At 60.9% G+C, this 21,064-nt stretch carries 15 protein-coding genes; 13 read left to right on the forward strand and 2 right to left on the reverse strand.

Annotated features, from left to right (window positions below):
• Positions 1–38: 38 nt before the first annotated feature.
• From gatA to nrfD, 12 genes are all read left to right on the forward strand, one after another.
• Positions 39–1,517 carry an Asp-tRNA(Asn)/Glu-tRNA(Gln) amidotransferase subunit GatA gene (gene gatA, locus DAUD_RS05195; RefSeq protein ID WP_012302131.1) on the forward strand — a complete coding sequence of 493 codons (1,479 nt, stop codon included), beginning with the start codon at positions 39–41 and terminating at the stop codon, positions 1,515–1,517.
• Positions 1,514–2,959 (forward strand): Asp-tRNA(Asn)/Glu-tRNA(Gln) amidotransferase subunit GatB, encoded by a 1,446-nt coding sequence (gene gatB / locus DAUD_RS05200; RefSeq protein WP_012302132.1) that lies wholly within the window; start codon positions 1,514–1,516, stop codon positions 2,957–2,959. Before gatA ends, gatB begins: the two co-directional genes overlap by 4 nt.
• A 70-nt stretch (positions 2,960–3,029) precedes the next feature.
• A complete protein-coding gene (gene nifV, locus DAUD_RS05205; protein ID WP_012302133.1) occupies positions 3,030–4,190 on the forward strand; it encodes a homocitrate synthase in 1,161 nt (386 codons plus the stop codon).
• Positions 4,171–5,427, forward strand: coding sequence for a 3-isopropylmalate dehydratase large subunit (locus DAUD_RS05210; RefSeq protein ID WP_012302134.1), 1,257 nt, complete (start codon positions 4,171–4,173; stop codon positions 5,425–5,427). The genes nifV and DAUD_RS05210 overlap by 20 nt, the downstream gene beginning before the upstream one ends.
• 8 nt (positions 5,428–5,435) lie before the next feature.
• Positions 5,436–5,936, forward strand: a complete 501-nt coding sequence (locus DAUD_RS05215; protein ID WP_012302135.1) for a 3-isopropylmalate dehydratase small subunit — start codon at positions 5,436–5,438, stop codon at positions 5,934–5,936.
• A gap of 196 nt (positions 5,937–6,132) precedes the next feature.
• Positions 6,133–7,143, forward strand: a complete 1,011-nt coding sequence (locus DAUD_RS05220) for an isocitrate/isopropylmalate dehydrogenase family protein (protein WP_012302136.1) — start codon at positions 6,133–6,135, stop codon at positions 7,141–7,143.
• 186 nt (positions 7,144–7,329) lie between these two features.
• Positions 7,330–8,580, forward strand: coding sequence for a glycosyltransferase family 4 protein (locus DAUD_RS05225; protein ID WP_041570835.1), 1,251 nt, complete (start codon positions 7,330–7,332; stop codon positions 8,578–8,580).
• Positions 8,581–8,615: 35 nt separating this feature from the next.
• Positions 8,616–11,072, forward strand: a complete 2,457-nt coding sequence (locus tag DAUD_RS05230; RefSeq protein WP_012302138.1) for a mannose-1-phosphate guanyltransferase — start codon at positions 8,616–8,618, stop codon at positions 11,070–11,072.
• A 680-nt stretch (positions 11,073–11,752) separates the two neighbouring features.
• The gene (locus DAUD_RS05235; protein ID WP_012302139.1) at positions 11,753–12,709 is read left to right on the forward strand and encodes a hydrogenase small subunit; all 957 of its coding nucleotides are present in this window, start codon (positions 11,753–11,755) and stop codon (positions 12,707–12,709) included.
• Positions 12,710–12,728: 19 nt separating this feature from the next.
• Entirely contained in the window at positions 12,729–14,186 is a 1,458-nt protein-coding gene (locus tag DAUD_RS05240) for a nickel-dependent hydrogenase large subunit (protein ID WP_012302140.1), read from the forward strand.
• A gap of 23 nt (positions 14,187–14,209) precedes the next feature.
• Positions 14,210–15,052 (forward strand): 4Fe-4S dicluster domain-containing protein, encoded by an 843-nt coding sequence (locus DAUD_RS05245; protein ID WP_012302141.1) that lies wholly within the window; start codon positions 14,210–14,212, stop codon positions 15,050–15,052.
• A gap of 42 nt (positions 15,053–15,094) precedes the next feature.
• The gene (gene nrfD, locus DAUD_RS05250) at positions 15,095–16,300 is read left to right on the forward strand and encodes an NrfD/PsrC family molybdoenzyme membrane anchor subunit (RefSeq protein WP_012302142.1); all 1,206 of its coding nucleotides are present in this window, start codon (positions 15,095–15,097) and stop codon (positions 16,298–16,300) included.
• 102 nt (positions 16,301–16,402) lie between these two features.
• Here nrfD and DAUD_RS05255 read toward each other — a convergent pair whose 3' ends face one another.
• Together DAUD_RS05255 and DAUD_RS05260 are read right to left on the reverse strand one after the other, a co-directional pair.
• Positions 16,403–17,992, reverse strand: a complete 1,590-nt coding sequence (locus tag DAUD_RS05255) for a glycoside hydrolase family 57 protein (RefSeq protein ID WP_012302143.1) — start codon at positions 17,990–17,992, stop codon at positions 16,403–16,405.
• The gene (locus tag DAUD_RS05260) at positions 17,992–18,726 is read right to left on the reverse strand and encodes a DUF4912 domain-containing protein (RefSeq protein ID WP_012302144.1); all 735 of its coding nucleotides are present in this window, start codon (positions 18,724–18,726) and stop codon (positions 17,992–17,994) included. Before DAUD_RS05260 ends, DAUD_RS05255 begins: the two co-directional genes overlap by 1 nt.
• A gap of 149 nt (positions 18,727–18,875) precedes the next feature.
• On the opposite strand from DAUD_RS05260, the gene DAUD_RS05265 reads away from it, so the two are divergent.
• Positions 18,876–20,867, forward strand: a complete 1,992-nt coding sequence (locus DAUD_RS05265) for a glycoside hydrolase family 15 protein (protein WP_012302145.1) — start codon at positions 18,876–18,878, stop codon at positions 20,865–20,867.
• The last annotated feature ends 197 nt before the right edge of the window (positions 20,868–21,064 follow it).

A 21,064-nucleotide genomic window follows, 5' to 3' on the forward strand; every position in this document is an offset into this window, starting at 1 on the left:
ATGAGATCGGTGCCGCTTTAGGGGGGTGGTTTTAGCCGGTGAGACTCTATGATTTGACGGCCCACAGGCTTCGAGAACTGTTGTTGGGGCGGGAGGTCTCAGCGGCTGAACTCTGCCGGTCGGTGCTGAACCGGATCGACGAGGTGGAAGGGCGGGTCAAGGCGTACGTTACCCTGGACCGTGAGGGGGCCTTGCGGCAGGCGGCCGCGGTGGACCGTGAGTTGCAAAACGGCCGGGAATTACCGCCTTTAGCCGGAATTCCGTTCGCCATCAAGGATAACATATGCCTGCGGGGCCTTCCGGCCACCTGCTCGTCAAAGATTTTGCACAATTGGGTGCCTCCATACGACGCCACCGTGGTCGAAAAGCTGAAAGACCAACAGACGGTGATCCTCGGTAAAACCAATATGGATGAGTTCGCCATGGGCTCTTCAACGGAGCATTCGGCTTTCTTCACCACGCGCAACCCCTGGGACCCGAAACGGGTGCCGGGCGGTTCGAGCGGGGGGTCGGCGGCGGCGGTGGCCGCCGGCAGCGCAATCTGCGCGCTGGGCTCCGATACCGGCGGTTCGATCCGCCAACCGGCCTCGTTCTGCGGGGTGGTGGGAATGAAACCCACCTACGGGCTGGTTTCCCGCTACGGGCTGGTGGCCTTTGCCTCCTCCCTGGACCAGATCGGGCCTTTGACCAGGGACGTGACCGATTGCGCCCTGGTCATGAACGCGATCTGCGGCCATGATCATCGGGATTCCACATCCGTTCCGAAAGAGGTGCCGGACTTCACCTCGTTCCTGGTCGATGACGTCAAGGGAATGCGCATCGGTCTTCCCCGGGAGTACTTTCCCGCCGAGCTGGATGACGGAGTGCGACGGATCGTGATGGAGGCCGTGTCGGTGTTTGAAGAACGTGGGGCGTACGTCGAGGAAACCAGCCTGCCGCATACCGAGTATGCCCTGCCGGTGTACTACCTGATCGCCCCCGCCGAGGCCAGTTCCAACCTCGCGCGCTACGACGGGGTCCGATACGGGTACCGAGCCCCGGAGTGCGAAGACGTGTTGGATATGTTCCGGGTGAGCAGGAGCAGGGGGTTCGGGGCGGAAGTAAAACGCCGGATAATGCTCGGCACCTACGCACTTTCGGCCGGCTATTATGATGCATACTACCTGAAGGCCCTAAAAGTGCGGACTTTGATCCGCCGGGACTTCGAGGAAGCCTTCGAGAAGTTTGACGTGCTGCTTTCGCCGACCGCTCCGGAAACAGCGTTTATCATTGGGGCCAAGACCGAAGATCCCATCCGGATGTACCTGTCCGACATATTCACTCTGGCGGTGAACCTCGCCGGTTTGCCGGGGATGTCGGTACCTGCTGGTTTCGTGGCGGGATTGCCGGTCGGGATTCAATTCATCGGCAAGCCGTTCGCGGAAGGCACCTTGCTCCGCATGGGCTACGCCTTCCAGCAGAGCACCGATCACCACCGGCAGCGGCCTCCGGAAACCCCAGGGGGTGAAATCTCTTGAACAAGTACGAAGCGGTGATCGGTCTAGAGGTACACGTTGAACTGCAGACCGATTCCAAGATATTCTGCCCATCGAGCACCGAATTCGGCAGCCGGCACAACTCGCAGGTGTGTCCGGTGTGCCTTGGGCTGCCCGGAACCCTGCCGGTGTTGAACCGCAAGGTCGTGGAGTACGGCATTCGGGTGGCGCTGGCCCTGAACTGTTCGATCGCCCGTTTCAGCAAGTTCGATCGCAAGAACTACTTCTACCCGGATCTGCCCAAGAACTACCAGATCTCGCAGTACGACCTACCCCTGGCCTACGAGGGCCACCTGGATTACGAAACCGACGACGGTACCACACACCGGTGCGGCATCGCCAGGATTCATATGGAGGAGGACGCCGGGAAGCTGATTCACCGGGAAGGGTCGGAGAACGAGCCCCCGTACTCACTGGTCGACTATAACCGGACCGGCGTACCCTTGCTGGAGATCGTTTCGGCCCCGGACATCCGTTCGGCGGAGGAAGCCCGGGCCTACCTGAATGAACTCAAGACGGTCATTCAGTACACCGGGGTTTCGGACTGCAAGATGGAAGAAGGGTCGCTGCGGTGCGACGCTAACGTGTCGGTACGCCCGCGGGGTGAGGAAACCCTGGGCACCAAGACCGAAATCAAGAACCTGAACTCCTTCCGGGCGGTGCAGAGGGCCCTGGCCTACGAGATTGAGCGCCAGATCGGACGCCTGGAAACCGGGCAGCAGATCGTGCAGGAAACGCGGTCCTGGGATGAGGAAAAAGGCGTGACCGTGCCCATGCGCAGTAAAGAGGAAGCACATGACTACCGCTATTTCCCCGAGCCCGACCTGGTGCCCCTGGTGATCAGCCCCTCCTGGGTGGATGACGTCCGACGCAAATTGCCGGAGTTGCCCCAGGCGAAGCGAGACCGCTACCTGAAGGAATATCAACTGCCGGCCTACGACACTCGGGTGCTCACCGGTTCCCCGAGCCTAGCCGGCTACTTTGAAGAGTGTGTCCGCCTTTATCCCGAACCGAAGGCGGTGGCGAATTGGGTGATGGGGGATTTGAGCCGCCTGCTGAATGCCGCCCCGGTGGCAATCGAGGACTGCCGGGTGCGGCCCGCCGGCCTTTGCGCCCTGCTGCGCCTGATCGACGACGGCACGATCAGCGGCAAGATCGCCAAAGCGGTCCTGGAGGAGATGTTCATCACCGGGAAAGATCCCCGGACCATAATCGCGGAAAAGGGGCTGGTGCAGATCACCGACACCGACGCCCTGGAAACGGTGGTTGACGAGGTGATCGCTGGACATCCGGACACCGTCCGGGACTACCGTAACGGAAAAACCAGGGCGCTGGGTTTCCTGGTGGGTCAGGTCATGAAATCGACCGGGGGACGGGCCAACCCCAACCTGGTCAACGACCTCCTGAAGAAGAGACTGGATTGAAAAACGGTCCGGTGTTTTGGGTTCATGTTTTTCGTTTAGTAACTAGGGAGTAAAGAAAGGGAGAGGGGTTATGGAACAGCAGGAGCGTAAAATCTTCGTTGTGGATACCACGCTGCGGGACGGGGAGCAAACGGCGGGCGTGGTGTTTGCCAACCACGAAAAGGTGCGGATCGCCAAGCTCCTGGACGAGTTAGGAGTACACCAGATCGAGGCCGGTATTCCGGTGATGGGTGGTGACGAGGAGAAGGCGATCCGGAAAATCTGCGGCCTGGGCCTGAAGGCCAGCATTATGGGTTGGAACCGGCCGGTGATCAAAGATATCGAGCACTCCCTGGCCTGCGGGGTGGACGCCGTGGCCATCTCCATCTCCACTTCGGACATCCATATCAAGCACAAACTGCAAGCCAGCCGGGAGTGGGTCCTGGAGCAGATGGTTAACGCGACCCGGTTTGCCAAGGAACAAGGGGTGTACATTTCGGTGAACGCCGAAGACGCGTCCCGGAGCGACCCCGACTTTCTGGTGGAGTTCGCGAAGGCCGCTCAGGAGGCCGGGGCCGACCGCCTGCGGTACTGCGACACGGTGGGTATCCTGGAACCCTTCGTCACTTATAACAACATCAAGTACATCCGGGAGCGGGTGGACCTGGATATTGAGATGCACACGCACGACGACTTCGGCATGGCCACCGCCAACGCCCTGGCAGGCGTGCTGGCCGGTGCCAACTACGTCGGGGTCACGGTATTAGGACTGGGAGAGCGTGCCGGAAACGCGGCTCTGGAGGAGGTCGTCATGGCCCTGAAATACCTCCATAACATCGACCTGAACTTCAACACCGAGATGTTCCGGGAGGTGGCCGAATACGTGTCCCGCGCGTCCGGGCGCGAACTGCCCGCCTGGAAGGCCATCGTCGGGTCGAACATGTTCCGCCATGAATCAGGCATCCACGCCGACGGCGCGTTGAAGTTCCCCGGGACCTACGAGGCCTTCACCCCGGAAGAGGTGGGCCTGCAGCGGCAGATCGTGATCGGCAAGCATTCCGGTACGGCCGCCGTGCGCGCCAAGTTCGCGGAGTACGGTATCGAGCTCACCCGGCACCAGGCGCAGGAATTGCTTCCGGTAATCAGGGCCCTGGCCGTGTCGCTCAAACGCTCACTATTTGACAAGGAACTGGTATACATTTTCGAAGATCATTTCGGAAAGAGGAGCAAGCATGGGTCTGAACATCATTGAGAAAATACTATCCCGTAAGAGCGGACGCGCAGTGCGTGTCGGGGACATTGTGGTGGCCGAAGTTGATTTCGTGATGGGCCAGGACGGTACTTCGCCCCTGGCCATCAACGCGTTCCGCGCGATGGGGGGGAAGGCCCTGTTCGACCCGGCGAAGGTGGCGCTGGTGATCGACCACAGCGCGCCCAGCCCCTCCGAAGGTGTCTCCAACCTGCATAAATTCATGCGGAACTTCGCCCGGGAAACCGGGTGCCACCTGTACGACGTAGGTGACGGGGTGTGCCACCAATTGATGCTGGAATCGGGAGCGGTCGGGCCGGGTTCCTTAGTCGTTGGCGCCGACTCGCATACCTGCACCTACGGAGCGTTGAACGCCTTCGCCACCGGGGTGGGGTCGACCGATCTCGCCGCCGCCCTGATCTCCGGCCGGATGTGGTTCAAGGTGCCGCCCACGCTGAAGTTCGTTTGCCACGGGATACTGCCTCCCGGAGTGTACAGCAAGGACCTGATCCTATTTCTGATCGGACAGGTCACCGCCGACGGGGCCACCTACATGTCGGTCGAGTTCAGCGGAGAGGCGGTCCGGGCACTGTCGATGGAGGCCCGGTTCACCATCTCGAACATGGCCGTGGAGATGGGCGCGAAGGCGGGGCTGATGGAGGCGGATGAGCGGACGGCCGAATGGGTAGCCCGGTACAGCCGGCGCACGTTCGAGCCGGCCGCACCCGATCCGGATGCGGTTTACGAACGAATACTGGAGTTTGACGTGTCCGGGTTGGAGCCGCAAGTCGCCCGGCCCCACCGGGTGGACAACGTGGCTCCGCTCAGTGAGGTGGCCGGCTTGCCGGTGGACGAGGCCGTTCTGGGGACCTGCACGAACGGGCGTCTGGAGGACTTGCGGATCGCCGCGGCTCTCGTCAGGAGGTACCGGGTGTCCCCGAGGGTGCGTTTCATTGTGGCGCCCGCCTCGCGGCACGTGTACCTGCAGGCGCTGCGGGACGGCACCCTGGAGACGCTGGTGCAGGCCGGGGCCGCGGTGGTCACTCCGGGCTGCGGCCCGTGTGTGGGTACACACAACGGCGTGCCCGCCGATGGCGAACGGGTGATCTCGACCGCCAACCGGAACTTCAAAGGCCGCATGGGGAACCGGAACGCGGAGATTTACCTGGCTTCACCAGCGGCGGTGGCCGCGGCGGCCCTGACCGGTGAGATCACCGACCCCAGAGAATTCTTGAAGTAGGTGACGAGATGCTGCTCTCGGGTAAAGCGCATAAATTTGGTGATGATGTAAACACGGACTATATCATTTCGGGCAAGTACAAGTTTAAGACCCTGGACATGGCTGAGTTGGCCCGCCACGTAATGGAGGACCTGGACCCCGACTTCCACCGGAAGATCACGGCCGGGGATTTCATTGTGGCCGGACGGAACTTTGGCTGCGGGTCGTCCCGTGAGCAGGCGCCGCTGGCCATCAAGCACGCCGGCATCTCCGCGGTGGTGGCAAGGTCCTTCGCCCGAATCTTCTACCGGAACGCAATCAACACCGGTCTGCCGGTTATCGAGTGCGACACCCGGGCCATCGAACCGGGTGACGAACTGGAGGTGGACCTGGGAGCCGGAATTCTCAGAAACCGCACTCGGGACATCGAGATCAAGATCACGCCGCTGCCCCGGGTGATGTTGAAGATATTGAACGACGGCGGCCTGGCCGCGCATTTCCGGAAATACGGGGGTTTTAACCTGGAGTAGGGGGGGGCGGACAAGCCGCCGCTGGGCTCCGTGCTACGCGCCGACGGCAGGGCACGGCTCGTCGCGGAGCCCTGGCACGCCGCCTGCGGATATGGAGGTCGGATGCCAGAGGTTTGAGACCGGATAGGGAAGAAGACGTTCCACACCGTTGATTGTCGACTGGAAAGCAAAATAATAGTCTTCGGAGGCGTTTGGTTTGACGCACACCGTAACCTTTATTCCCGGGGACGGGGTCGGTCCTGAGATCATGGCGGTGGCCCGGCATGTACTGGAGGCGTCCGGTGCGTCCCTGGCATGGGAAGAAGTGCGGGCGGGCGAGGCGGTGATTCCCGAGTTCGGCACGCCTCTGCCGCAGGAGGTTCTGGATTCCATCCGCAAAAACCGGGTGGCGCTGAAAGGGCCGCTGACCACGCCGGTAGGGCGAGGGTTCCGCAGTGTAAACGTCACTTTGCGTCAGGAACTGGAGCTCTACGCGAACGTCCGGCCGGCCCGGTCCCTGCCGGGAATCCGATCCCGTTACGAAAACGTTGACCTGATCGTGGTCCGGGAAAACACCGAGGACCTCTACGCGGGCATCGAGCACTGGTGCGGCCGGGATGCGGCCGAGAGCATCAAGCTGATTACCCGGCCGGCCTCGGAGCGTATCGTCCGCTTCGCCTTCGAACTGGCCCGGCGTGAGCGGCGCCGGAAGGTCACCGCCGTGCACAAGGCCAACATTATGAAGTTCACCGACGGGCTCTTCCTGGAGTGCGCCCGCAAGGTCGCGGAAGGTTACCCCGACGTGACCTACGAAGAATGGATTGTGGACGCAATGGCCATGAAGCTGGTTCAAGCGCCAGAAAACTTCGACGTGCTGGTCATGCCGAACCTGTACGGAGACATCCTTTCCGATTTGTGTGCTGGTCTGGTGGGGGGCCTGGGTGTGGCTCCGGGCGCCAACATCGGCGAAAAGGCAGCCGTTTTCGAACCGGTCCACGGGAGCGCCCCCAAGTATACCGGCCAGAACAAGGTCAATCCGCTGGCCGCCGTTCTTTCGGGCGTGATGCTGCTGCGTCATTTAGGTGAAGCCGAGGCGGCCGAACGGGTCATGCGCGGCGTGCTTGCGGTCTTGGAACAGGGGGACACCCTCACCTACGATCTGGGGGGTACGGCGGGTACTGACGAGATGGGTGCGGCCATCATCCGCGCCATGGCAAAGACGTCCTGACATTTCATCTCCAGATGGTATGATTTAGATAAAATAAGCTTTCCGCTTCGCGGTCCGGCCCCGGGTAAAACCCCGGGGTTTTGTATTCCGGTGTAAAATGCTCCGACCCGGATGGAATAAGCGCTGTGCCCGTTACAAATCCTAAGGTGAATAACATTTCGAACAGAGGGGGAAAAGCCGGAGGTAATGCGCGTATTGATGCTTTCATGGGAGTACCCTCCAAAGACGATCGGCGGCCTGGCCCAACACGTGTACGATCTAAATGCAGCCTTGAGTCGGGAGGGCGTAGAAGTTCACCTGTTAACCTGCTCGGCTCCGGGGGCGTCCGACTACGAGATGCAGGGAAACATTCATATCCACCGCGTGCACCCCTTCCAGGTTTCGGCGCCGGACTTCGTGACCTGGGTGTTGCAGTTCAACAACGCCATACTGGAACGGGCGATCAGCCTGTTCGAAAGGGTGGGCGCCTTCCGGGTGGTCCACGCCCACGACTGGCTGGTGGCCTTTGCGGCCCGGGCAGTCAAGCACGCCAGGCATCTCCCGCTGGTGGCCACAATTCACGCTACCGAATTCGGCCGGAACCAGGGACTGCACAACGCGACCCAAAACTACATCAGCAACGTGGAGTGGTGGCTGACGTTTGAAGCGTGGAAGGTGATCGTGTGCAGCAGGTACATGGAGAATGAACTCAAGTACATCTTCCAGCTCCCGGCGGACAAGATCCGGGTGATTCCCAACGGGGTGGATCCGGAGAACTACAGGCTGCGTTCGGACCGGGTCAAGCGCAGCTTCTACGCGGCGCCGGAGGAAAGAATCGTGTTCTACGTCGGCCGCCTGGTCCAGGAAAAGGGGGTGCAGGTGCTCTTGGACGCCGTGCCTCAGATTCTTGCGCGGATGCCCAACACCAAGTTTGTCATCGGCGGTAAGGGGCCGCACCTGGAAGAATTGCGGGCCCAGGTGGACAGAATGGGTATCGCGCCGCGCATCTACTTCACCGGCTACATCGACGACGAGGTCAGGAACGCGCTTTACCACTGGGCCGACGTGGCGGTGTTCCCGAGCCTATATGAACCGTTCGGTATCGTGGCCCTGGAGGCGATGGCGGCCAAGACGCCGGTGGTGGCCTCCAATACCGGGGGTTTGAGCGAGATCATTGAGCACGGCCTGGACGGCTTCAAGGTGCCGCCGGGGGACAGTCGGGCATTGGCCGAGCACATTCTCCTGGTGCTTCAAAACCCGGCCCAGGCGAAAATGCTCCATGAACGCGCTTTCCGGAAGGTGCGGGAACAGTACGGTTGGAGGAAAGTCGCCCGCGAAACCGCCCGGCTGTACCGGGAGGTCTGGAGCGAACGCCAGTCCGCGCCGTGGCCGACCCTTGAAGACCGGCCCGGACGGATCCTCGGCCGGGTGTATCAGCTCTTCGAACGCTATTCCTAAAGACCAGGAATTTCAGAAGACGACGGAGGGATCTTGTGAAGGCGATCATCATGGCGGGCGGCGAGGGTTCCCGGCTGCGTCCGCTGACCTGCAACCGTCCCAAACCTATGGTCCCGGTGCTGAACCGGCCGGTGATGTCCTACTGCATCGATCTTCTGAAAAAGCACGGGATCACTGAGATCGGGGTCACCCTGCAGTACCTGCCCGAGGCCATCAAGGAGCACTTCGGTGACGGGTCCGAGTATGGGGTCCGGCTGCACTACTTTGTCGAGAACACTCCCCTGGGAACGGCCGGCAGCGTAAAGAACGCCGGGGAATTCCTGGACCGGACCTTTTTGGTGATCAGCGGCGATGCGCTGACCGACCTGGACCTGTCAAAAGCGATCGAGATTCACCGGAGTCAGGGTGCGGCCGGCACGCTGGTGCTAACCCGGGTGGAATGCCCGCTGGAATACGGGGTGGTGATTACCGGGGGCGGCGGGCGGATCATCAGGTTCCTGGAAAAACCGGGCTGGGGCGAGGTGTTCAGTGATACGGTAAACACCGGGATCTACGTCCTGGAACCTGATGTGCTGAACTATTTTACCGCCGGCCAGGAGTTTGACTTCTCAAAAGACCTTTTCCCGCTATTGATGCGGGAGAACAGACCGTTGTTCGGGGTAGTGCTTTCCGGTTACTGGTGCGACATCGGGAACCTGCAGCAGTATTTGCAGGCGCAGTACGACGGGCTCGCCGGCAAGGTACGGCTGGAGATTCCAGGCCGGGAGATTGAACCCGGGGTGTGGGTCGGCGAGCAGGTTGCGCTTGATTCCGGGGTGACGGTGAAAGGTCCGGTCCTGATCGGGAACCACAGCCATATCGGAAGCGGGGCGACCCTGGAACCGTTCACCGTGGTGGGCGACGGGTGCTTCATCCAACCGGGTGCGTCGGTGAAGCGGAGCATCCTGTGGGAGCGGGTGTTTGTGGGGCGGAACGCGGCCCTCCGCGGCGCGGTCCTGTGCAGCCGGGTCCAGGTGCAGGCGGACGCCGGGGTGTACGAAGGCGCTGTGGTGGGCGACGGTTCAGTGATCAAAGAAGGGGGGACCATAAAACCCGAAGTGAAGGTCTGGCCCCACAAGCTGGTGGAAAGCGGTGCCACGGTGAGTGAAAGCCTGATCTGGGGCACCAGGCTTTCCAAGAGCGTGTTCGGCGCCCAGGGGATCAGCGGGCTGGTGAACGTGGAAATTACCCCCGAATTCGCCGGCCGCGTGGCGGCCGCTTACGGCTCCACCCTGAACGGCGGGCGCGTGGCGGTGAGTTGCGACGCCTTCCCGCCCAGCGCGATGCTGAAACAGGCGGTAGTGGCCGGTCTCCAGAGCACCGGGGCCCGGGTGTCCATCCTTGGGCGGGGCATCCTGCCGATGCACCGGTTCGGCGTCCGGGCCCTGGAGTGTGCCGGGGGGATGCACGTCCAGCTCTCAACCCGGAAACCGGACGTGGTGACGCTGGTGTTCACTAACTCCAACGGGGCCAACATTTCCCGCGCCCAGGAGCGGAAGATCGAAAACCTGCTAGCCCGTGAGGATTTCGTCAGGACTAAACCCGGACGGATTTGTGACCCGGAATACGCGCCGGCGATGCCGGAGGCCTATCTACAAAGCCTGTTGCGGGAAGCCGACCGCCAGGCCTTGCGGAATGCGGGTTTCAGCCTGCTGCTGGCCTACGACGAGGCCAGCCTGAGTGCCTACGTGCCCCCGCTGGCCCGCGAACTCGGGCTGACGGTGGAAAACGTCAATGGCATTCAGGATACGGCCCGGGCCCGCAGTTGGTCCGAGTACCAGGAAATCTTGCCGCTTCTGGCCGCGGCCGTGACCAAACAGAAGGCCGGCGGCGGAGCCGTGCTGGACGCCAACGGGGAATACCTGATCCTGATTGACGACCGGGGCCGGGTGATTCAGGACGACCTGCTCACCGCTCTCATCGCTCTCTACGTCTTCAAGACCCGGGGCGGACCCGTGATTGTGCCGGTAACCGCCCCCCGGGTGATCGATGCGCTGGCCGACAGATACCGGAGCCGGGTGGTCCGGACAAAGACCGCGCCCCAGGAGTACGTGCAGGAGGTGCTGCGCCGGGACATCACTCAGTTCTTTCTCCACTTCGACGCCTTGTCCGCCCTGGTACGTATTCTCAACCTGGTGGCCGAGCGGGGGACGACCCTGTCCAGACTGGTGGACGAGATTCCGGATTTCTACCTGACCAAGAGGGAGATCCCGGTCTCCTGGCAGGCCAAAGGGCGCGTGATCCGCAAACTCATCGAAGAGGAGGACAAGGGGGAGCTGGAACTCCTGGACGGGGTGAAGGTGTTCCACCGGGAAGGATGGGCTCTGGTGCTCCCCGACCCCGAAAAACCGGTGTGCCGGGTGTACAGTGAGGCCGCCTCCATGGAGGTCGCCGAGGAACTCACGAACATGTACGTGGACAAAATCAATCAAATCCTGGCGGCCCCGGAGTAGCCGGATGACCAGAGGGTATATTCCCCATAACACTTCGTGATAACTGCGAACGGGCGATCCGGGGGCCGGTTTGACCGGCAGCGCTCCCCACTTTACCTAGAAATCCCGGAACAACTGGCTTTGCGGGGCATACCCGGACCCGCTTTTCGCCATACTCTTCCCTTTTCTGCACGGTCGCAAAAACTGGTTTATAAAACATAATCATCAATAAACCAGGTATCTTGACTGTCAAACTGGGGTATGGTAGTTTGTCCGTTAGAGAGTAAGAGTACCCCCCTTGTGTCAAACCCAAACCGGCGCTCGTTAGGAAGGAGTGGGTGTAGCAGCCACCGCGCCGGGGGTCGTCCAGTCGGCCCCAGGATTTCTCGCGCTCCGGTTGTCCCGGCAAGGCCCGTACCACAGGTGCAGGTCCTAAAGGGTGCTTCCCAGGACTCCTAGTCTATGCCCTTTGTTATCTAGAACGCATGTCCCGGTCATTTTCTTTCCATAATCTGTCGTATCAAAGAGTAGAGAATGTGCTGGTGGCAACACCGGGCCAGGAAGAGTGTTTTGGCGGCGCCGTTACCAGTCAGGTAACCGACCGGCATCTCAAAAGCGCGGGGCAAAGTGTAAACGCAATGATTTTTCCATTATGACACCGGAGACACCTAGTTTCAAAAGAAGGAGAGGAGGCAGTCGAGTTGCGCAAGCTTACCAGGCGGGAATTCGTAAAAATGTGCGGTATGTCCGCCGCCGGGCTGAGCCTGATGTCGCTGCTGGGTCCCCAGATCACCCACGCACTGGCCAAGGCGGTCGAGGACAAGGTGCCCGTCGTCTGGATTCAGGGTGCGAGCTGCACCGGATGTTCGGTTTCGCTCCTGAATGCCGTGGATCCGTCCATTGAGAAAGTGCTGCTCGAGGTTATCAGCCTGCGCTACCACCCGAACATAATGGCCGCTTCCGGGTATCTGGGCACCGCGGTCATCGAGGATGTGGCCGCCCGGTTCGCCGGGGAGTTCATCCTGGTCGTCGAAGGCGGCATACCGGTGAACGAGAAGGGCAAGTATTGCGTAATCGGCAAATTCGGTAAGAAAGAAATGACCGCCCACGAGGCTCTGCTGACCCTGGGCGCCAAAGCCAAGGCGGTCGTGGCCGCCGGTCAATGTGCCGCCTTCGGCGGGATCCCGGCAGGGGCTCCGAACCCGACCGGTGTGTTGGGCGTTGACGCGGTGCTCAATCCGATGCGCTATCGCCGGCCGCTGGCTAAAAACGTGATCAATATTTCCAACTGCCCGCTGCATCCGGACCACTTCCTCGGCACCCTCACCTATGTGTTGACCTATAACGAAATCCCCGAACTTGACCGTTACGGGCGCCCGGTGATGTTTTACGGGCAGTCCATTCACGACAACTGCCCCCGGCGGCCTGACTTTGAAGCCGGCCGTTTCGCCGCCGTAATCGGGGACGAGGGCTGTCTGGCAGGCCTGGGCTGCAAGGGGTTTATTGCTATGTCGGATTGTCCGCGACGGGGCTGGAACAGCGGGACAAACTGGTGCATCGCGGCCGGGGCGCCGTGTTATGCTTGTTCGGAGCAGATCTTTCCGGACGGGTGTTCCCCGATTTACGGTGCGATGCCGGTAACCGGGAACGGCAGATAATTCGTGGAGGTGATGTTTTATGGCTGGCGCACGGAAAATAGTTGTGGATCCGGTAACCCGGATTGAGGGCCACCTGAAAATCGAGGTCGAGTTGGACGGGAACCGGGTGCACGACGCCTGGTCCACGGGCCTGCTTTTCCGTGGTTTGGAAATCATCTTAAAAGGGCGTGATCCGCGGGACGCCCAGCATATCACCCAACGCATCTGCGGCGTCTGACCGATCTCGCACGGCATCAGTTCGGTGCTATGTCTCGATGACGCCTTTGGGATCATTCCGCCTAAGAACGGCCGTATTCTGAGAAACCTGATTCAGGGTGCCAACCTGATTCAGTCACACATTCTTCATTTTTACCATCTGGCCGCGCTTGACTACGTGAAGGGACCGGAAACCGCGCCTTTCGTGCCGCGTTACGAGGGCGACTATCGTTTACCGCCGGACGTGACAGCGGTGGTGGTGGGACACTACATCCAGGCGTTAGCGATGCGCCGCAAAGCCCACGAAATGGCAGCGATCTTCGGGGCGAAAATACCCCACACCACGGTGTTTATCCCCGGTGGCGTAACCTCCACGGTCACGGCTGAGCAGGTGGAGGCCTACGCCCAAAAACTCCGCGAACTGATTTCCTTCATCGACAACGTGTATATCCCCGATGTGCTGGCGGTGGCCGGCGCCTACGAGGACTGGTTCTCAGTCGGCGTGGGCACCAAGAACCTGCTGTCCTACGGCGCTTACCCGTTGACGGACGAGAAAGACCCGAATGGAAAGAACCTCTTCTTCACCCGCGGGGTCTACGCGGGAGGCTCGTTTATGCCGATGTCCGCCGATCATATCCGTGAACACGTCACGCACTCGTGGTACGAGTCAAAGGCTGGCGGCAAGCACCCCTTCGAGGGAGAGACGGTGCCGGCGGTGGACAAACGGGGTGGGTATTCCTGGATCAAGGCTCCCCGGTACGAGTCCTATTCCTGTGAAGTCGGGGCCCTGGCCCGGCAGTGGGTCGGACGCGACCCGCAGGTGATCGGTCTTGGGGACAAAGCCTTCTCTGTGATGGGACGGCATTTCGCCCGGGCGATCGAGACGACCAAGGTCGCGCACGCCATGCTGGGCTGGCTCGAAGAACTGGAGCCTGGGCAGCCCGCCTTCCGGCCGCACGATGTCCCGGAGAAAGCCAAGGGCTTCGGCCTGACCGAAGCGCCGCGGGGTGCCCTGGGGCACTGGATCGAGATCGAAAACCACGTGATCAAGAACTACCAGGCCGTGGTGCCCAGCACCTGGAACATCGGGCCGCGGGACGACAAGGGCGTCCGGGGACCGCTGGAAGAAGCGCTGGTGGGGACCGAGGTGGCCGACCCGGACAACCCGATCGAACTGGTCCGGATCGTGCGCGCATTCGACCCCTGCATCGCCTGCGCCGTCCACGTGATGGAGGTGCGCGGTGGTTCCGGCGTCTCCAGGTTTGTGGTCTCCGGCCGTTAATACTTTTGAGGAGGTGCTAGGCAATGGAACTGGTCGAAAGGGTGGCTAAGCGCGATCCAGAACGTATGCTGGGAATTTTGTTCGACGGTAGCAAATGTATCGGCTGCCGGGCCTGCCAGATGGCGTGCAAAGAAGCGAATGACCTGCCGTACGTTCCGCTGATGGATGCCCAAAACCCGCGGGGCGCGACCGAGAGTGAAAACTGGAACCAACCGCGCCTGGCGGCCTACAACTACATTGTGATGAACACTTACCTGGCCCAGGGCAAGGACGGCGGGAAGAAATGGCATCACGTGCGCCGGGCCTGCCTTCACTGCCAGAATCCGCTGTGCTTCGAAGTCTGTTTCGTGCACTCCTATCGGAAGACTCCGGAGGGCCCGGTCGTTTACGCCCATCCGGAGATCTGCGTCGGCTGCCGGTACTGCCAACTGGCTTGCCCGTTCCTCACCGTGACATTGGAGTGGGACGATGTGTTTTCCCGGATAAGCAAGTGCCATATGTGCTACCCCTTGGTACAGCAGGGCGGGACGCCCGCCTGTGTGACGGCCTGCCCGACCGACGCGCTGAAGTTCGGCAAGCGGGAGGCGTTGCTTCAGGAAGCCAAGGCCCGGATCGCGGCCGCGCCGGATAAGTACGTCGATCACGTTTTCGGGGAGAAAGAGGTCGGCGGAACCGGAGTGCTGTACATCTCGGAGGCTCCCTTTGAGGAACTCGGGTTCAACACCGACGTTATGCAAAAGAGCCCCACGAAGTACACGTGGAAATACATGCAAAAGGCGCCCATTCTGGCCATAAGCCTGCCGATTCTTTTCGCCGCGCTGTATGTGACCACCAAGCGGCGCGCCGAGAACGAAGGCGGGCACTAGTCGGTGAACGACAAAACATATGGATAAGAGGAGGGTACATCCGTGTACGACGAAAGGTATACGAACCGGTTTGGTTTCCGGCTGACCCCGCTCCGCTGGGCCATGCTGGCCTTTCTCGTCTTCTTCGCGGTGGTCGCCGGCTACCGGTTCGCCTTCGGCCTGGGTGATTCGGGCGGCTTTATGGGTCCGGTGACCAACTTGAACGACGAGTGGACCTGGGGCTTGTGGAAGTGGCTGGTATTCCCCGCGGTCGCGTTGGCCGGCTGCGGTTACGGCACCGTGTTCCTGGCGCACATCCTGCACATCAAGGCGTTCCGGCCGGTCATCCGGGTGGCGATGGTCGTATCGCTCTTGGGCTACACCATCGCGATGACCGGATTGCTCTTTGACATCACCGTCTACTACAACTTCTGGCGTCCGTTCGTGTACTGGGGCTACACCTCGATCCTGTTTGAAGTGCTCTGGTGTATGACCCTGTACTGGACCATACAGATCCTGGAGTTCGGGCACATCGCCTTCGAGCGGATTGACGCGCCGCGGATCTACAACCTGCTGGACAAGGCGATGCCGCTTCTGATCTGCGTGGGCATCATGCTCCCGTCGCTGCACCAGGCGTCCCTGGGCGGGCTCTTCATCGCCACCGTCAACCTGTATCCCACCTGGTGGTCGACGTGGGTCCCGTGGTTCTTCATGATCTCCTCCCTGTACGTCGGCCCGGCGGTGGTGGCCTTTTCCTGCTGGGCGCTGGCCCGGATCTACGGCAAGGACTTCAACGACTACATGCCGTCCTTGAGCAAACTGACCCTGGTGGGGGCCTACCTGATGGTCTTCTACCTGGTCTTGAAGGTGTGGGACCTGACGGCGCGCGGGGCCTGGGGTTACGTGTTCAACGGCACGTTGCAGGCGAACATGTACCTTTTGGAGATGGTGCCGTTCTTCCTGGTGCCGCTGGTGATGTTTCTGGTACCGTCCATCCGGAACTCGGTTGGGGGGCTCATTACCGCTTCGATCCTGAGTTCGACCGGTGTGATCCTGAACCGCACTAACGTGGTCTTCACCGGGATGGCCCAGGCCTACGAGCGGTCTTACTTTCCGACCTGGATGGAGTGGGTCGGGTTAATCGGCCTTTTGGTGGGTGCGGTCCTGGTGATCCTCTTCTTCGTGGAGAACTTCCGCGTGCTGGAAGGGGACCCCGAACATCACGCCAAGAAGGAACCCGCGAAGAAGCCGGTGAGCGTGCACGCCTAACAAAAAAGGTCAGACACCTTTTTCTCAGCGGACCGGAGGACAAAGATCCCCCGGTCCGCTATTTTGGAAACTGTCTCCTAAAAAGACTTTTTCGCATCCTTGCTATTTGGCGGATTTGGCGTACACGGCATAGTCGATTTCCGGAAAGATGTTGTTTTTGTCTTCCAGTTCCTCAAGCCAGTGACGCTCGATCCGCTGTTCGCGGACCTGGTGCCAGAGCCCCTTGAAGTTCAGCAAGTGGGTCTTGGTCCGCCGTACGGCGTACTCCACCATTGTATCCGTGGCCATGATGAAGGCCCAGTCGCTGGCTTGGGCGAGCAGCAGCTCGCGGGCCGCCTGATTCAGCGCCCGGCGTTCCAGGGCGTCGGCGTGCGGGTAGTCGCGGGCCAGCGCGGTCATTTGCTCCGCCGCCCAGTGGAGGTGCCGGTAAATCCAGTCGTTGGTGTGGTTGAGCCACACCTCGTGGTAACCCTTGTTGCCCCAGCTGGATGAGCAGGGAACGGCGACCTGGTTGCAGGGGAAGCACTTGAGATACTCCGAGGGAGTGGTCAACTCCACGGTATCCTGGTCATAGGCGATCTTGCGGGCGATTGATTCCAGCCACTCGGGCCCCTCAAACCACCAGTGCCCGAAAAGCTCGGCGTCGTAGGGTGCCACGATCAGGGGCGGCCGGTCCATGACCCCGGACAAGTAGCGTACCTGGTGTTCACGGTTGAATATGAAGTTCCCGGCATGCTCGTCCACTCTGGCCCGGGCCCATTTCGGGACGTACGGCTCCTTGTGGTTGCCGGTGCCGGTAATCCGGTAGTACTTGAAGCCGGTGTGCACCCGCAGGCCGTTCGGGTGAATATACGGTTTGACGTACTCGAAATCCAGGTCGAATCCGATGTCCCGGTAATACTCCCGGTAGTCGAAATCGCCCGGATAGCCCTCCTTGGCACTCCAGACCTGTTTAGATGATTCCACGTCTCGTGCGAAGGCGGCCACCCCCGACGGGCAGTAGATCGGGGCGAAAATGCCGAAGCGCGGGCGGTGGGATGCGAAAAGCAGGCCGTGGGTATCTGTGAAGAAATACCGGATGTTGTACTCTCTCAGGATCTCGTCCAAACCGGCGATGTAGGCGCATTCCGGCAGCCACAGACCGGCGGGGTCCCGGTCAAAGCACTGACGGAAGGTGTTGACCCCGATTTCTATCTGGGCGCGCACCGCCGCGGGGTGGACCATCATAAAGGGCAGATAGCCGTGTGTGGCGGCAGATGTAATCAGTTCCACCCGGCCCGTATCGAACAGCTTTTTGAAAGCCAGGATCAGGTTCTTGCCGTAGCGATGGGCATAGGAGTTCCGGGCGCCGTGCAGGCGGCCGTGATACATTAGGGCCGTTTCGTGATACGGCGTTCCCCGGGTGCGGTGTACCTCCCGGTCGGCCAGCTCAAGCATTCTGTCGAGGTGTTGAAGGTAGCGGTGCTGTAAAAAGGGGTCTCCGAACATCGACAAAAGGGTCGGCGACAAAGAGACCGTTAGTTTAAACGGCACCCCGTCGTTCAGCAGCCGTTCCAGGCCCCAGATGAGCGGGATATACGTTTCGGTGACGGCCTCGTGGTACCATTTTTCCTCCAAGGAATAAGAGTGTTCGGGGTGCCGCACAAAAGGCAGGTGGGCATGTAGTACCAGCGCCAGGTATCCTTTCGCCACTAGTTGTCACGCCCCCTTCCAACCACCATTTCCGGCGAACTGATACCAAAGGGGGCGACGCCCAGGCGCTCCTTCATTTCCTCGATTACCAGCGGGGAACTGACCCCGAAATGAATTCTGGTAAGCGAGCGGTAGATATCTTCGATCCACATCCACTCCTCGTCCAAGCGGTCGGAAAGAGTGGCGCGGGGGGTGGTGACGATATTGGAGCGAAGCAGAAACACAAACTCGCCATTGGGCATCAGCCGGCCAAGGTCGACGCAGTAGGTCCGGTCGGGGTTGCCCACCTCTATGTGCCAGTTGTCCGCATCGGCGGACAAAGGGATGTCTACGTAGCTGTTTGCGTTCCCGCCGTTAAACGCCTCGACGCCGGTGACATCATAAACCCGGAGCACCGGGCGGGAGACCTGCCACGCCCTGCGGCCGCGGCTGGCCTGGAAGCTTTCCTTCGCGGCCGCGATTTCCCAGTATGCATAAAGCCAGAAAGGGTCCCGGGCCATCAACACCAGGCGGTCCTGTCCATAGCTCCTGGGCAGTTCCAGCACGTGGTGGGGGGTCGGGGTCCAGGTGGTCGGGCCGGGATCCGGCGTAATCTCGCGCGCCAATTCATGATCGAATTCCCGCGTTCTAATGGTCTGCGCCGCGGGCTCGTGGGCTTTGCCTTTGCGGGTCAATAAAAAAATCCCCGCGACCAGGGCGACCAGGCCGACAATAACCCAGATTAACGCAGTCATAATGCTGCCCCCTTTGCGAACACTATTTAGAGGAGAGATTGGCACTCTCTTTCACGTAAGAAAATGAAAAGCGGCAAAAAGCTCTTTTTAGTATTCCCCCCGCACATGGCTTTATTTAAAAAACATCTTGCAAAACTGGAGGTTTAAGCTTGCCGCGCGACATTGTTCTGGGCAACGGCTCGATGTTGGTCAACCTTGACCGGAACCTGAGTCTCAGGGATTTATACTACCCGTTTGTGGGCATGGAAAACCATATTGCGGGCGGTAGATGTTTGCTGGGCGTCTGGGTTGACGGGCAGTTCAGCTGGGTTCAGAACCCGCAGTGGCAGAAAGAGGCCGGGTATGTGCCCGGCACCCTGATATCACTGGTGCGGGCTGTACACAGCGGTCTCGGCCTGGAGGTGACTGTGGAAGACGCGGTGCACTACCGGCAAAACCTCTTTCTGCGCCGTATTCACGTCCGGAACCGGTGGCGGGACCGCCGCGAACTGCGGCTTTTCTTTGTAAACGATTTCCACGTCGGGGGCTGGGATATCGGAGACACCGCCCTGTATGACCCCATTTCCCGGGCGGTGTGCCATTACAAGCGGGACTACTATTTCTACGTGAGCGGCAACTGTCAGGGACAGCCCATCTACCAGTACCATGTCCAGAAACGGTTCGGCGGCCGCGAAGGCAGTGCGCGAGACGCCGAAGACGGCGTGTTGAGCGGCAACCCCATTGACCAGGGCTCGGTGGACAGCACCATCAGTTTCCGGGCGGCGCTGGAACCGGAGGGCGAAGTCCAAGCGGACCTTTGGATCGCGGCAGGCCGGAGCCTGGACGAGGTACGCAACCTGCACGCCTGGGTGGCGGACAACGAGGCGGACCGGTTGATGAACGAGACCGCCAGCTTCTGGCGGCACTGGTTGGCGCTCGCGGAGCGCGACTGGGCTGATTTGCCGGCGGAAGTGGTGGCGCTTTTCAAGACCAGCCTGCTGGTGACGCGCACCCAGATCGACAACAACGGAGCTGTTCTGGCCGCGAACGATACCGACATCCTGAGCACCAACCGGGATCACTATTCGTACGTGTGGCCGCGTGATGGCGCCCTGGTGGCGCGTATGCTGGACGGCGCCGGCTACCACGAAATTACGGCGGCCTTCTATCGTTTTTGCGCCCGGACCATCAGTCGCGAAGGCTACTTCTACCACAAATACAACCCGGACGGAACGGTGGGCTCAAGCTGGCATCCCTGGACGGCCGAGGTGGAGGAAGGGCTGCCGATCCAAGAGGACGGAACCGGACTGGTGCTCTGGGGACTCTGGAAACATTTTGAGTATACCGGAAACGTGGAGTTCCTGGCCTCGCTGTACCTGTCCGTGGTCAAGCCCGCGGCCGACTTCATGGTCCGTTACCGCGAACCGCGCACCGGCCTGCCGCACCAGAGTTTTGACCTCTGGGAGGAACGCAAGGGCGTGTTCACCTTCACCGCCGCAGCCGTTTGGGCCGGGCTGACTGCCGCCGCCCGCTGCGCGCGGCTTCTGGGCGACGGTGCGGCTCAGGAGAAATGGGAGGAAGCGGCGGGAAAGGTGCACGCCGGCATCCTGCGGGAACTCTTCGATCCGGAACTGAACCGGTTCATCCGGGGGCGCTTCAAAGGGGGTGACGGGTCCTGGGTCGAGGACCACGCTCTGGACGCCAGCCTTTACTGGATCTCCGGGCTGGGAGTCCTGCCCCCCGACGATCCCCGGGTGAAAGCGACCATGCAGGCCGTGGCGGAGGGATTGTGGGTGAAGACCGACATCGGAGGCGTGGCGCGGTACGCCAACGACTACTATTTCAAACGGAGCGACGATATCGAAAAAGTACCAGGCAATCCCTGGTTCATCTGTACCCTATGGTTGGCGAACTGGTACGTCGATTCGGCAGAGACACCGGCGGAACTGGCGAAGGCCCGCGAACTCCTGAAATGGGCCCACCGTTACCGGCTGGACACAGGCATACTGCCGGAGCAAGTGCACCCCTACACGGGCGAGCCGCTTTCGGTGGCGCCCCTGACCTGGTCCCACGCCACCTTTTGCCAGGTGGTGTTAAGCTACCTGGCCAAATGGCACGCCTTCCGGGACTTGCCACTGAAACCGGAGAGCGGTTATGATTAGCTAGGAGACCGCTGCAAAACTACGCCTGGCTTTGTCAGGCTTGCCGTCCGGTGCTCACGTACCACCCAGTACGCTCCGCGCCGTCCGGCTTCGCCTTTCGCGCCATGCTTGTTTTTCGCGGCCTCCAGGCTTTTGAAACAGTCATCCAGCAAGGTGTCTCGCACCTAATTTTCTTGTGTGATTTCTGGTTCTGCAAC

The organism is Candidatus Desulforudis audaxviator MP104C (genome assembly GCF_000018425.1).
Classification (GTDB): Bacteria; Bacillota; Desulfotomaculia; order Desulfotomaculales; family Desulforudaceae; genus Desulforudis; species Desulforudis audaxviator.

Bases quoted from the DNA above. Each gene is read 5' to 3' on its own strand.
- nifV (WP_012302133.1), top strand. From the start codon at position 3,030: ATGGAACAGCAGGAGCGTAAAATCTTCGTTGTGGATACCACGCTGCGG.
- DAUD_RS05210 (WP_012302134.1), top strand. From the start codon at position 4,171: ATGGGTCTGAACATCATTGAGAAAATACTATCCCGTAAGAGCGGACGC.
- DAUD_RS05215 (WP_012302135.1), top strand. From the start codon at position 5,436: ATGCTGCTCTCGGGTAAAGCGCATAAATTTGGTGATGATGTAAACACG.
- DAUD_RS05225 (WP_041570835.1), top strand. From the start codon at position 7,330: ATGCGCGTATTGATGCTTTCATGGGAGTACCCTCCAAAGACGATCGGC.
- DAUD_RS05245 (WP_012302141.1), top strand. From the start codon at position 14,210: ATGGAACTGGTCGAAAGGGTGGCTAAGCGCGATCCAGAACGTATGCTG.
- DAUD_RS05260 (WP_012302144.1), bottom strand. From the start codon at position 18,726: ATGACTGCGTTAATCTGGGTTATTGTCGGCCTGGTCGCCCTGGTCGCG.